The 13,930-nt window shown below is 47.7% G+C and carries 11 protein-coding genes; 4 read left to right on the plus strand and 7 right to left on the minus strand.

The window, feature by feature from the left end; all coding sequences use genetic code 11:
• Positions 1 to 89: 89 nt before the first annotated feature.
• On the minus strand, positions 90 to 917 hold the full coding sequence (locus DYH48_RS16720; protein ID WP_115335401.1) for a hypothetical protein: 828 nt from the start codon (positions 915 to 917) through the stop codon (positions 90 to 92).
• Positions 914 to 2,344, minus strand: coding sequence for a bifunctional D-glycero-beta-D-manno-heptose-7-phosphate kinase/D-glycero-beta-D-manno-heptose 1-phosphate adenylyltransferase HldE (hldE, locus tag DYH48_RS16725; RefSeq protein WP_006085938.1), 1,431 nt, complete (start codon positions 2,342 to 2,344; stop codon positions 914 to 916). The genes DYH48_RS16720 and hldE overlap by 4 nt, the downstream gene beginning before the upstream one ends.
• Before the next feature lie 103 nt (positions 2,345 to 2,447).
• Between hldE and DYH48_RS16730 the strand changes: the two genes are divergently transcribed.
• The gene (locus DYH48_RS16730) at positions 2,448 to 3,374 is read left to right on the plus strand and encodes an LpxL/LpxP family Kdo(2)-lipid IV(A) lauroyl/palmitoleoyl acyltransferase (RefSeq protein WP_006085939.1); all 927 of its coding nucleotides are present in this window, start codon (positions 2,448 to 2,450) and stop codon (positions 3,372 to 3,374) included.
• 91 nt (positions 3,375 to 3,465) lie between these two features.
• Here DYH48_RS16730 and DYH48_RS16735 read toward each other — a convergent pair whose 3' ends face one another.
• Together DYH48_RS16735 and DYH48_RS23980 are read right to left on the minus strand one after the other, a co-directional pair.
• Positions 3,466 to 5,196, minus strand: coding sequence for a potassium/proton antiporter (locus tag DYH48_RS16735; RefSeq protein WP_006082903.1), 1,731 nt, complete (start codon positions 5,194 to 5,196; stop codon positions 3,466 to 3,468).
• Between the two features lie 643 nt (positions 5,197 to 5,839).
• Complete coding sequence (locus DYH48_RS23980) at positions 5,840 to 6,022, minus strand: hypothetical protein (protein ID WP_115335402.1); 183 nt, start codon at positions 6,020 to 6,022, stop codon at positions 5,840 to 5,842.
• 376 nt (positions 6,023 to 6,398) lie between these two features.
• Here DYH48_RS23980 and DYH48_RS16745 point away from each other — a divergent pair, with 376 nt between their 5' ends.
• Entirely contained in the window at positions 6,399 to 7,313 is a 915-nt protein-coding gene (locus DYH48_RS16745; RefSeq protein ID WP_006082904.1) for a L,D-transpeptidase family protein, read from the plus strand.
• Between the two features lie 94 nt (positions 7,314 to 7,407).
• Here the strand turns inward: DYH48_RS16745 and DYH48_RS16750 are convergent, their stop codons facing one another.
• Positions 7,408 to 8,235, minus strand: coding sequence for an N-acetyl-ornithine deacetylase (locus DYH48_RS16750; RefSeq protein WP_106649586.1), 828 nt, complete (start codon positions 8,233 to 8,235; stop codon positions 7,408 to 7,410).
• Between the two features lie 217 nt (positions 8,236 to 8,452).
• On the opposite strand from DYH48_RS16750, the gene DYH48_RS16755 reads away from it, so the two are divergent.
• Both DYH48_RS16755 and DYH48_RS16760 read left to right on the plus strand, forming a co-directional pair.
• The gene (locus DYH48_RS16755; RefSeq protein ID WP_115335403.1) at positions 8,453 to 9,871 is read left to right on the plus strand and encodes a M16 family metallopeptidase; all 1,419 of its coding nucleotides are present in this window, start codon (positions 8,453 to 8,455) and stop codon (positions 9,869 to 9,871) included.
• Positions 9,868 to 11,487: a M16 family metallopeptidase gene (locus DYH48_RS16760; protein WP_115335404.1), complete on the plus strand. Its 1,620-nt coding sequence runs from the start codon at positions 9,868 to 9,870 to the stop codon at positions 11,485 to 11,487. The genes DYH48_RS16755 and DYH48_RS16760 overlap by 4 nt, the downstream gene beginning before the upstream one ends.
• Before the next feature lie 37 nt (positions 11,488 to 11,524).
• On the opposite strand, the gene DYH48_RS16765 is transcribed toward DYH48_RS16760, so the two are convergent.
• Both DYH48_RS16765 and DYH48_RS16770 read right to left on the minus strand, forming a co-directional pair.
• Entirely contained in the window at positions 11,525 to 12,205 is a 681-nt protein-coding gene (locus DYH48_RS16765) for a response regulator (RefSeq protein ID WP_115335405.1), read from the minus strand.
• 100 nt (positions 12,206 to 12,305) lie between these two features.
• A complete protein-coding gene (locus DYH48_RS16770) occupies positions 12,306 to 13,919 on the minus strand; it encodes an ATP-binding protein (protein WP_012088375.1) in 1,614 nt (537 codons plus the stop codon).
• Positions 13,920 to 13,930: the final 11 nt, after the last annotated feature.

Below are 13,930 nucleotides of genomic sequence, written 5' to 3' on the forward strand. Positions count from 1 at the left end.
TGTTCACTCGGCTGCAACCAGCGTATTTCGCTTTTGTTCAGCTAGGGTTCAGTTTAAAACAGGCCTAGACGCCGATTCCGTTAACACCATCATAACATTGAATTTTGTACCAACCAGTTATGCGCTTTTTCCTCACCCATGAGTAAAACGAAGGTAGGTTGTAGATAGTGTCCAAGATCGGCTTTTCGCCAAAATAGATATTCAGGAAGGGGTTGCAACACACTCGCGCCAAAAGTCCGTTGCATTAAGCTCGAATACTCGCCTAATAACCTCGGCTCTAATTGCTCAGCGTTAGGATAAAAATCCGCCAGAAAATCCCGATAATCGGCGAATCTCGCCACTTGAGCCACCTCGTAGTGACGCAACACTTGTATCATCATGGGAGAGCTCCAATGCGACAAGTATTGCGGGCTTGTTAACGCATCAAGGTTGCGTCTATGGTATTGCTGCCACGCCAAGGCAAAATCCCCTCGCTCCCGCGCAATACGCCAAACCAGATAGATATCGGCTAGCCATTCATGCTGATATGCACTCAATTGAATCGGTAACACTGTGCCTTGCAGGGCAAGGTTCTCCAAATGACCGAGCTCATGCCATAGGGTTAATTGCGGCTGTTCGAGCAAAGGTAATTGATAGGTCACGAGATCGACACTGGCTAACTGCACTTGCGGCGTCTGCAACTCATTGACTAAGACTAGGCCTGCAATCTTATTGTCATCGACGGGCATGACCATGGCGCCTCGCTGGCCTAAATCGCGCTTAAATTGATCTAACGTGGCGGGCAGCTGCGCCAACACTTGCTTAGGCAATAATGCCAAGCAAGTGCCAAGCTCTGGTAAAGGGCAAATCAAAGCCTGCTTATCGGCAATGGGCGTCCAAGACAAGCTAGATGCGAATACCAGAGCAACTAAGCTCACTGATTCGCCATGATATTTTGAATAATCGCCGTGGTTGAAATACCATCCTCAAAGCCCAGCACTTGTACTTGACCTCCGGCGGCAATCACTTCAGCGCCGCCTGCGATATCTTCAAGCTTATAGTCGCCGCCTTTAACCAGTAGATTTGGCAGCAGTCGAGTGATAATGCGCTGCGGCGTATCTTCACTAAAAGGCACCACCCAATCGACAGAGGCTAAGCCAGCAAGCACGGCCATACGGCGATCAACCTGATTGACCGGACGACCATCACCCTTGAGGCGTTTAACCGAGGCATCATCGTTTACTGCAACAATCAAACGATCGCCTAAGGCTTTGGCTTGTTTGAGGTAACTCACGTGGCCCGCATGCAAAATATCAAAGCAACCATTGGTCATTACCACACGCTCACCGCGCAGTTTGGCCTGCTCTAAGGCATAGGCGAGTTGATCTTCACTCACCACCCCAAAACCCGATTCTCCATGATGCAAAGCTAGAGCTTCGATAAGTTCAATGCGGCTCACGGTAGAAGTGCCAAGTTTACCGACCACCACGCCAGCGGCGGTGTTCGCAATTGCGCAAGCCTGCGGTAAATCGGCGCCCGCGGCTAATGAGGTTGCTAAGGCAGAAATCACAGTATCGCCAGCACCCGTCACGTCATAGACTTCACGGGCAACGGTAGGAATATGCAGCTCGGGCGCATTGGCGGTCACTAAGGTCATGCCCTTTTCTGAGCGGGTGACTAAGATGGCATCAAAATGATGTTGCTTGAGTAAGCCACGGGCTTTTTCCAGCAGATCAGCTTCTGAGGTCACAGTGCCAACAACGGCTTCAAACTCGCTCATATTCGGGGTGATCAACGACGCGCCCTGATAACGGCCAAAGTCACTGCCCTTAGGATCGACTAACACCATCACACCTTTTGCGCGGGCAAGCGCAATGAAATCACGCGGCTGATCGATAGCGCCCTTTGCATAGTCTGACAACACCACCACATCGACGGAATCGAGTAAGGCCTCTGATTGCTTGAGCAAACGCACACTATCGGCCTTGTCGAAGGCTTCTTCGAAATCGAGTCGGATCAATTGCTGGTTGCGTGATAACACCCGCAACTTAGTGATGGTTGGCTTGTCTGCAATGGTTAACCATTGGGGTTCAACCCCTAAGGTTTGCACGCCAAGCGTTAAGGCATGGGCGGTATCGTCTTGACCGACGAGCCCAGCAAGTTGGACTTGACCACCTAAGGTCGCGATATTGAGCGCCACGTTGGCCGCGCCGCCGGGTCTGTCTTCGACTTGATTAATCTTCACCACAGGTACGGGGGCTTCAGGGGAAATACGTCCCGTTGGGCCAACCCAATAGCGGTCTAACATCACATCGCCGACGACTAACACTCTGGCTTTTTCAAATGCTGGCAGAGAAACCTTCATAGTGCTCTTATCTTTATGCAGAAATTAAACCGTGATTGTACCTAATTTTCAGTAAAAATTGAGTTAGAATAAGCAGTAATTTTCAAAAGTAGTGAGTATTTTTGTGGTCGAGAAAGCCGAGTTTTCATCTTCTTTATATCATCCTAAGCATTGGCCCATGTGGTTTGGCGTATTTTTAATGCGCTTAACTCAGCTTCTACCGCTCTCTTGGCAGATGAAACTGGGTAAAGGTTTAGGTCGCTTAGTGATGAAATTTGCTGGCAGTCGCACTCATACGGCGCGCCGTAACTTGAGCCTCTGTTTCCCTGAAATGTCAGAAGCACAGCGAGAAGCACTACTCACGCGTAACTTTGAAGAAACGGGCAAAGCCATTTTCGATACCATCAATGCATGGTGGTGGTCCGATGAAAAAGTGCAGCAGCACATGAGCATCACAGGCAAAGAACACGTGCAAGACACCCTCGATGCTGGCCACGGCGTTATCCTCTTTGCCGTGCATTGTTTACCGCTGGAAATGGGCGCACGTATCTTCGGCCAATTCCAACCCGGCGTGGGGGTTTATCGCCCACACAACAATCCTGTGATGGAATACCTCCAAGTTAAAGGCCGTTTACGCTCGAATAAAGGTCTCGTTTCTAAACGCGACTTGCGCCAAATGGTGCGCTGCCTACGTAATCCCGATGTCATTTGGTACACGGCAGATCAAGACTTTGGCCGCTCCAGCGCGGTATTTATCCCATTTTATGCCATGCCAGATGCGGCAACGATTACGGGTGCCACCACGTTAGCCAAACTCGGCAAAGCCAAAGTCTTACCCTTTTTTGTAGAACGTACCGAAGGTGATGAGGGCTATCGAATTGAAGTGATGCCACCGCTGGATAATTTCCCCGGCGAAGATGAATTAGCCGATGCCATTCGCGGTAACAAGATTATCGAATCCATCATAGATAAAAACCGCGCCCAATATATGTGGTTGCATCGCCGCTTTAAAACCCGTCCAGATCCAACGGACAAGTCGTTATATCAATAAACTCAATTAGCTTTGAGTACAAAAATGCCAGCAAATAAGCTGGCATTTTTTATGGTGACTTTCGATGGCAAGAAGCATCTAGCGCATGAGATTACAGCGAATGCTCGGTCGGTAAACGAATACCCACGTTAGTGACTTTGCCTTCATACAGCCCCGCCACCACCCAATGCAGCGATTGCCATTGGAACTGATCGCCCAGCACAGGATTAGCGCCAAGCTGTGACACTACCAGATCGGCGACTGTCATATCATCGGCGAGATTATCTAAGCTCAAGCCATAAATTGGTGCGAGATCCGCAAGCTTAACGTCTGTTTCAATAAAGAAATCACCGAAGAAGCGTTGCACTTCTTTATTTTCAGGCGCTTGGCTAAAGAGGTTACTCAAGGCTTCTAAACTTTTCTCCTGACCCAGCACACAGAGTATATCTCCCGCTTCGAGGCGAGTACTGCCCGACGGATGCAGTAAAGTGTCATTCCTAAATACCGCCGCAATCCGTGTTCCATCAGGCATAGCTAAGCGTTTTAGCGGCTCACCAATACACCACTTACTTTCACTCAAACGATAGACAAACACTTCCCATTCGCTGCTCGGGTAAATTTCAACTCCCGAACGCGAAACGGGCAACGGCTTTGGGGGCAGTTCCACCTTAGCTAAACGCGCCGCAGTGGTCAAAGACGCACCTTGAACCAGTAACGATACTAATACGACGAAGAAGGCTAAGTTGAAGTACAACTGAGCACCCGGCAAGCCGGCCATCATGGGGAATACCGCTAAGATGATAGGTACAGCACCGCGTAGTCCTACCCACGAAATAAACCAGCGGTCGCGACTGCTGAAGCTCTTAAAGGGCAATAGACTGATCCACACAGCGACAGGACGAGCGAATAGAATCATCCCAAATGCCAGTGCAAAACCTGGGATCAGGATATCGACTAAATCAGAAGGAGTAAGCAATAACCCTAATACCAAGAACATGCCGATTTGGCTGACCCAAGTCATGCCATCAAGTACGTTCAAAATTGCATGACGGCCACGGGTCGGTTTATTGCCGAGGAAAAGCCCGACTAAGTAAATCGATAAAATGCCACTGCCGCCGAGTTTGTTAGACGCAGCATAAATAATCAGACCACCGCTTAAGACTAAAATAGAGTACAGGCCGTCGGCTAATTTGCTCAAATTAACCAGCTTCCACAGCATCCAGCCGCCGCCTAAACCTAAGCAAATACCCAGACCAAATTGCTTAATAAAGCTGATAAACATAAAGCTGAAGGACATCTCAGTGTCCACATTGGCGAGAATCGCAATCAACGTCACGGTTAAAAACACCGCCATAGGGTCGTTACTACCGGACTCGATTTCTAAGGTTGCCCCAACCCGCTCGTTAAGACTGCGCCCTTTCAATAAGGAGAATACCGCGGCGGCATCGGTCGAGCCCACAATCGCGCCCACCAGCAAACCTTGCAACCAATGCAAGTCAAACAGCCATGCGGCCATCATACCAGTAATACTGGTTGTGATAGCGACGCCAAAGGTCGCTAGCGATAATGCAGGCCACAGTGCCACCCTAAAACTGGCGACACGGGTACGCATACCACCATCGAGTAAGATGATAGCTAGCGCTAAGTTACTGACTAAATAAGCGGTGGAATAATCATCAAACAATATTCCGCCAGGGCCATCTTCACCGGCCAAAATACCCACGGCGAGGAAGATCAAAAGAATCGGGATACCCAAACGGGAAGACATGGGACTGAGTAAAACACTCACTGCAGTTAGCAAGGCGCCAATCAGAAAAAAACTATTGATGGAATTTGCATCCACAAACGCCTCCTTATACAGGTTGTTTAGTTAAACGATAGACAAATCACCGAGGTTAAAAATGACTCAACTTACAATTTTATGATTTTATATTAGCACAAAAATAGCGAATTATTGGAGCGTTAAATATTAAATTTCAATCATCTACATAGAAAATGCCATAAATGTAACTTTGCATTAACCTTGAGATAAAGGCTAACGTAAAACCTAAAGAACCGCAGAACATTTTCACACGACTTATAAAAATTAAAATAAATAAATATCAGGCAGTTAAAAATAACAAACTAAACGTAAACTTAAATCATTCAAGCAAAATTAAGCTCATAAACCTGTATAAACTAGGGTTATCATAGTGAATTCAGCACCAGACAAAACAATGTCGACTGAAACGGCGAATATTCGAACATCACCCTCAAGCCAATTGTTTTCACTCCATTTATCCGACAATCGGCTCAGCTAGGCGGACTTTGTCAGGTTGAGCATCACCCCGTTAGAAAAGTACTTTAAAAAAGTCTCGCAAACGCTGTTTTCGCAAAACCAATCAATTCAGACCCCCTTAATTCGCCATCAAAGAAGACACTATGCATAACGCCAATATTTTAGACTGAGCGATCACCATAGAAGCGTTGCAACACAGCAGCTTAGATCAGGGATTTGCAGCACATAGAACAATAAAGCAGGCACAGGGTTTAATACCAATCGTATTAAATATCTGTTCATTCAGCGGGAGTTCAACGCGCTTTAGACAAGGCGAAGGCTTGAAGGCATAGTGGTGCTCTGTCGAAAGCCTTAAACGCAGTATAAAGCTGCGTTGCCATGCCGTTAACATCAGCCGCCCTTCGGGAGCCACACAGGCATCCCACTCCCGTGTTGCATTGACTTAAAAGGGAATGACCATTTCTGCGTCAATGCGCCTTGGATTGAGATGCCTGTGAGGCTCTGAACTGATTAGATATTTAATGTGATTGGTATAATGATAAGCCGAAATACTGACAATCTCAGTCGCCGAGGAAAACCGTTAAAACAAAAATTAAGCGATAAATACGCTGTACGGATCATATTTCAGTTGAAATAATGTCCAAAATAAGGAAGGATGCGAGCTTCGCGCGCCAGTGCATTTTGCTCGTCAAATTGCCGCTCTCGTTTTAAGAGAGAAAGCTGCGTTAAACACGCTTTTTTATTAACAGGAATCGTAGTATCCGCTTATGAGTATGCTTCGCACCACAGCTTTATTATTGACTTTGGTTTTCCCTAGTCTGTCCGCTTTAGCAACGGAATATCCTTTACCAGCCGCCCAAAGCAGGCTAATTGGCGAGAACCAGTATTATACGGTTCCAGAGGGTAAACACACTCTCGAAGATATTGCTGCCAAATACCAGCTCGGTCTCAGTAACTTACTCGAAGCTAACCCAGGTGTAGATCCATTTCTGCCAAAGCCAGGTAGCCAACTGTTAATTCCATTACAACTGATCCTGCCTAACGCTCCCCGTGAAGGCATAGTGATCAACGTGGCCGAAATGCGTTTGTACTACTATCCAAAAGGCAAAAAGACAGTTGAAGTCCTGCCTATTGGTATTGGCCAGATTGGTAAAGACACGCCAGAAAACTGGGTGACCTCAGTACAACGTAAGCGTGCCAATCCAACTTGGACACCGACGCCACGCATTCGTAAAGAATATGCTGCTAAGGGTGAAATCCTGCCAGCAGTATGGCCAGCGGGTCCAGACAACCCTATGGGACTGTATGCACTGTATATAGGCAACTTGTATGCGATTCACGGTACTAACGCGAGTTTCGGTATCGGTTTACGTGTGAGTCAAGGTTGTGTGCGTTTACGCCATGAAGATATCGAGCACTTGTTCAAGAATGTCCCAGTGGGCACCCGCGTACAATTCGTGAACCAGCCGATTAAAGCAACCGAAGAGCCAGACGGTAAGCGCTACTTAGCAGTGCATCAACCTCTGTCTCGCACTGTGGCTGAGTTTGAATCCAATGAGCCAGTCGCGATTTCATTACCAAGAGATATCGCCAAGTTTATCGCTAAAGCTGACACTAATTCTTCTGTGATCAAAAAGCTGCTCGATGAACGTACTGGTGTGCCGATGCGAATTAATCAATAATTCACTGGCAAATATCACCTAAAAAAATACCCGCTATCAGCGGGTATTTTTTTGTCATTTCTTAGATGATTAAACACCTAATAGAATAACAAGATCAATCACATAAAGGTGCACATAGGGCCAAGAAGTGAGTCATAGCAGCACTGTTTGCCAATACGCGTTGATCGAAGTTTTGCAGCGCAGGTGTTTCGGTACAAGCCCCGACACGGGCACCGCTTCGCACTAAACACGCTTCAAACGACGTATCGAAGTGATTGAAGATCAAGCCATCCTTCACAGGACACGCATCAATCTCGCCATCCACAGCAATCGGGAAATAACCGCCTAAGGTATCGCGCAAATCGAGGCTAAAGCGTCCTGGCACTTGGCTTGGCTCAAAAGAATACACATAGGCTTCACGGCTCAAGACATCTTCGTGGCAAGTTAAAATACCGTCACGACTCGCAGCAAGCAGTAACTGTGCATGATCTAACAACAACTTACCTTCCACCGACGTATGTTCGTTGGCTTTAGGTTTACCGTTCTCAAATACAAAACCGCGATTTGGATTTTCGCCGTATTTGTTAAATCTATGGCCGCGGCTGAATCCGGTTGGATTAACGAGGGGCAATAAACTCAAGTTCACCCGTTCAAATAGGTCTGCTGAAGCTTCACTCAAAAAATGCAGCAAACCCCAAGGGCCAGCAGATTCTTCGCCATGAAATCCTGCGCTGATCAATAAAGAAGGTAAGCCTGACTTAGCGGCGGGAGACTGATACAAGCTAACCTTGTATTTACCAACTTCACCCAAATTCTTCTCAACCATGCCCAAACGGGTCATTTCCTGCTCAAGCAGCAGATAAAAATTATCAATATCAGTGCTTTCACAGTTAAAAATATCGCTTTTCCACTGAAAGGATTCGAACGGGGATCTGCTTACCATATCTTGTACTTATGCCAGAAAAAGAACTGTGCCATCATAGCAGTTCTTTTTAAAAACTGAATGCTATTCAACTGATTTCGATGAAATCCGAGCAGTCGCTAACCACATCGCAATCGGTATCGATACCTGTTGATGGGTTAATCGCAACTTGGTAACGGCATTCAGCTTCGATGAGTTATTTAACGAATTCAAAAAATATGCTCGGCAGGATGCACTTATGAAAACTCACATCGCCTTTTTTATCGCCCTTGCGACCAGTGCTTTTAGCAATACGCTGCTGGCACAATGCAACGCCGAGTATGATGCACAAGCCTTATACGCGCTCGAAGCGAACCTAAAAACCTACACACTCGAAAATGGCTTGACGGTGCGGTTACTGCCCATGGCTGATAAACAGACAGTCACAATCGCCAGCCAATTTAATTTAGGCGCCCGCAACGAAGCTGAGGGCCAAAGCGGTTATGCCCATCTGTTTGAGCACATGTTATTTAAGGGCAGCGAAAATGCCCCCGGCGATACCTATGCCCAGCAGCTCAGTGCCTTAGGTGCACGTTTTAATGCCAGCACACATTTTGACTACACCAATTACTATGTGACGCTGCCAAGCCCAGCATTAGAACTGGGGTTGTATCTCGAAGCCGACCGCTTTATCCGTCCAAGCCTTAATGCCACTACCGTTAAAAATCAGCAGGAAACCGTACTGCAGGAAATGGCGCAAACCATAGATAATCAGCCCTATGTCCGCAGCGCGATGGCGTTCTTACTAGATCAAGTGCAAGGCACGCCCTATGGCCACGGTATTATTGGTAGTCGCGAAGATATCTTGCAAGCCACACCTGAAAGTCTCACCGCCTTTCACCGTGCTTATTATCGCCCCGACGCGATGCAGCTTTCCCTTGTCGGCAAGTTAAGCCCACAAACCCTGCAATGGATTGAGCAAGATTTGGCGACTTGGCCTAAACCAGCGACGACTAAGCCTAGATTCACTGAGCTGAACATCCAGCCTAAACAAGTGCATGCTGAGTTAGTCGATGAGCGCGGACCTTGGCCTGGATTACTGCTCGCTTGGCATACCGTAGGTAAAAATCATCCCGATGCGGCAGCGATTCAACTGCTAGAAGGCTATTTATTTCAAAATACCGCCAGTGCAATCGCGAAACTCAGCCAGCATAATCCCGCGCAGATGCTCAGCTATTCCCTGCCCTTTGAGCTAGAAAATCATGGGATTGCCAATATTGTCTTAGTTCCACGCGCTCGCACTTCACTCGATGCTTTAGTGGAAAAAATACTCGGACTTGTCGCACAAACACAGCAAGAGACTCTGGATGAAACCAGCCTGTGCGCACTTAAACAAGTGTGGTTAAACAATCGATTACAACAACTCAGTGATACTCAAACATTAGCCACGCAGCTTTCGGCGACCTCAGTTCAAGATAAAGACCATCCCTTTAGCGCGCAGTGGCAGCGGATCAATGCTGTCACGGCAGGCGATATCCAAAGAGTCGCAAAACAGTATTTTACTCAAGACTATGTGCGGGTCGACCTACTGCCACCTTGGTATATTCGCTGGGGAAAAACACTGCTGGAATGGCTGCCTGGTGATATGAGCGACAGCCTAGAGGATGCGGTATTATGATGAATCTAACTCCTGTAACTCACGGACGACCTAAGCAACTACAAAGCTTAATGTGCTGCGTTATGGCGTTATTACTGAGCGCCTGCCAGCAAACACAAATCGTCTTTACGCCGACTGAACCGCCAAGCTTAGCCAGCTTTGAAATACCCTATCCACTAGACAATCATTTACCCGAAAGCGGTGTCATCATCCCCGCAACGGATCCAATGTTTAGCGATGAAGTTCATACCGAGTTGGATTTACCCTATCAGTTACATAGACTTGCTTCAGTGCAAAGCACTTATGATCTAAGCAGTAACAGTCTAAGCAACAGGGTCAGTTTAGCCGCGGTGAGTCCGCAGGCTCCCTTCAATAATCCCGATATTTTACAGATTGCCTTGCAAGAGAAAGCCCGCGCACTGGCGATTAGCCTCGCAGATCCCTGCCTTGAGACCTTCAGTATTCGCGTCAGCTTGCATAGCATAAATCTAAGCCTCACCTGCCCCGACGATGTTAACCATATCTACGGTTTGCTAGTGCAATTTTGGCAGCCAAATACCTTTGTTGATGCGACAACCGCCCCCGTCGATATTGACAATATTCGCCGCCAACTCAAGCTCAATAAGCACTTGAATGCCTTTAGTGGCGCAGAGATAGATAAAGTGTGGCGCGAAAAGCTACTCGGACCTGAACATCCCTACAATAAAGTACTCAATAATGATGAGCTGTTCGATTCACTTAACCTGAATCAACTGCAACAGATCCAACAGCAGGCGGCAATGCAAGCACAGTGGCATCTGTTTCTACCCAACTCGCAGGCTAAAAACGCCGAATTTAATCTTCAAGCCAGCATCAAACTGTGGCCTCTGTTGACGACATCCTTGCCTAAATCCTTGTCTAAATCGTCATCGCACGCGGATAAGCTAGAAACAACCACATCTAAGCAAACCCAAAAGATTTTCCTTATCGATGCGCCTGGCAGCGTGCAGACCCAAGTCCGCCTAGGCTATCGCATAGATCATTCCATAAATCATGCCATAGGTCATACCGTTGATAGTGAGTTAGGCGATATGTCAGAAAAGAGTCAACTCAGTTCACAGGAAGTCGCCTTAAGCTGTCGCAGTTTATCCGCGCTGATGGGACGAAGTTTTTCGGGCAGACTCTATTATGATTTGCGAGAAAAACGCGGTCTCACCTATGGCATTTACGGCCAGTGCGCCAATGCGCCGCTGTCCAGTAGCATCAAGTTTTACGGCAGTACAGCCATAGAACATACGGGCGCGTTTGTGGTGGGCATACTCGATCACCTCGTGCTCGTTAAAACCCAAAGTGCCAGCCAAGGCGAAATAAATGCACTTAAAACCTATTTGATAGGTGAGGATTTACTCAGCCAAGACAACAGCATTCAGCGTGAAAACCAATATCTCCAACAAATTGCGACAGGATTAACACAAGTTGATGTGCAAAAGCTGAATGCAGAGTTGCAGGCGCTAACGCCAAAAAGGCTGCTGCAGTTAGCCAACGGGGCGTTTAGCGGTGAGCCATTGATTATCTTGCGGGGTGATGTCGATCGAATAATCCCAGACTTAACCTCTAAGCTGCCAGAGTGGCAGCTTGAAAGGGTCAAGGTGGACTAAATACTGAATGCAAACAAGTAAAAGCTGAATAGTAAGACTAGCGCACTCTGTGGTAGCAACGTTCGGGGCGGCCGATAGAACCATAACTCTGATCCGCCGCCAGCTCATTGCATTCCAACAAAAACTCTAAATAACGCCGCGCGGTAGAACGGCTAACACCTAGCTTTTCACCCACCATTTGCGCTGTGAGTTTATCCTGCGGCTTAGCATCAAACACTTCACGGATTTTCTGTAGTGTCAATTGATCGACCCCCTTTGGCAAACGAGCAGCAGCCTTGGTCGTCCCTGTCGGCACTTCCATAAAGGCATCGACCACGGATTGAGTCAGCTCTTCGGTGGCAGAAAGTTTGAGCTGGCGGCTCTCGAATCGACTCAAGGCTTGGTCTAACCGACTCAAGAGTACAGGTTTTACCAGAAAATCGAACACGCCGAGCTGCATGGCTTTTTCTAAAATCTGCACTTCTTTGGCTGCAGTGAGCAATACCACTTCGCTACGGATCCCTTGGCTGCGTAATTCTGCCAGTAAATTCAAACCATTACCGTCGGGTAAATACACGTCTAACAGTAAGAGGTCCGGCGTGATAGCACCCAGTAAAGACCGCGCCGTGCAGATATCGCTCGCCATGCCAATCACTTTATAACGATTGGTCGAGAACAAATATTGCGCAACCAAATGGGCGACTTCGACTTCATCCTCGACGATGATCACTGTATGCATTAAACAATACCTATTTCAGGCAGAAGTTCAGGAAACAAATACGGTGCGGTTAACTCAGCAACACGCGCAACTTGGTCCGCAACAATCATGACGGTATGCATTAAACGGTACCTACTTCAGGTAAAGGTTTAGTGGGAATATACACAGAAAAACGCGCGCCACCTAAATCTGAGTCGGCAAACTCTAAGCTGCCATGGCAGGCACACAGGTAGGTATTGACGATATACATGCCCACACCGTGCTGCGCCCCTTGCTTAGAGCTGTAATCTGGATCGAATATCGTGCTGTACTCGGTTTTAGAAATCCCATCGCCACTGTCTTCCACATCAAAAATCAGGTTAGAGGCGGTTTCATCTAAGGTCACGACCACGCGGCGGGGCTTATGATTGTTCGCCCTGTGCACGGCCTCAATGGCATTATCGATAAGATTGCCCATAATCGACACCATCCGCTCTAGCATAATGGCGTCTTGAACATCGCTGAGTTGACTATCTGGGCTGATTTGAAACTCAATATTGAGCTCTTTCGCCTTGTGATACTTACCCAAGAGTAATCCCGCGATCGTCGGCTCATGGATTTGCGACAGTAATAAATGGATTTGAGCCTGCCAACCTTGGCTTTCTTGACCGATAAATTCGACCGCTTTGTCGTAGGCTTTGAGCTGTAATAATGCGCCTAGGGTATGGAGTTTATTCGAGTAATCATGGGTTTGCACTCTGAGCATTTCGGCAAACTCTTGTACTTTTGCCAGTTGTTGGCTCAAGCGCTCAATTTCATCGGCGGGGCGCATCGTCAGTAGTAAGCCATCATTTTGATCCCGTACCTGAAACGGCACCCGCGACATCACCAGCCATTGCTCATTGGCAAATAACTCGAATCCCCTGATGGTTTTGTTTTGGTTCGTCAGTAGAAAATCGGCGTGCTGCGGCAATAAATCACTCAACATCAGAGTATTAGGTTGGCAGGTCGGAGATAAGGCTAAGATCTCCCGCGCCCTTTGATTCAACTTGCGGATACGGCCATCGGCATCCAATGCCACCACGCCCATTCGCACTGTGTTAAGAATCGCGTCCTGCTCGACGAATAAACGGCCTATTTCCGCAGGTTGCAAGCCGAACAACATTTCCCGTACTTGCCGTCCCATCCAAAAAGCCACCAGCACGCCCATCAATAACACCCCTAGGACTGTCATGATGATTTCAGGAATACGCTTATCGATTAACGCGCCCACGGACTGGCTCAAAAAGCCCACGGAAACCAAGCCGATAATTTGACCTTGCTCGTCAAGCACTGGCACTTTGCCGCGAATAGAGCGACCTAAACTGCCCTGCGCCTCGGAGATATAAGACTCCCCTTCTAATGCCGCTTGGCTGTCACCGCCCTCCATCTTCTTGCCAATTTTATCTGAATCTGGGTGCACGATACGGTATTTATGGGTATCGCCCACCACGATAAAATCGGCCTTAGACGCTAGACGTATTCCCTCTATCGCAGCCAGCAATTGTGGGCTCGAATGCCCAGTCTGCAAAGCGGTAATCACATCGGCCCGTGTCGCGACCGCATGGGCCAGCCCTAATGCCTTAGCGCCCGATTGCTCAGTAATACTGCGACTCAAAATTTGATAGCTGATGCCGCCAAATAAGGCGCACAGCAACAAACTCAGGCAAGTCACCCCACTGATTAACCACGTTTCTAAGCGCTTAGGGCGTCTCATTAGCGTACCTT

Source organism: Shewanella baltica (genome assembly GCF_900456975.1).
Classification (GTDB): Bacteria; Pseudomonadota; Gammaproteobacteria; order Enterobacterales; family Shewanellaceae; genus Shewanella; species Shewanella baltica.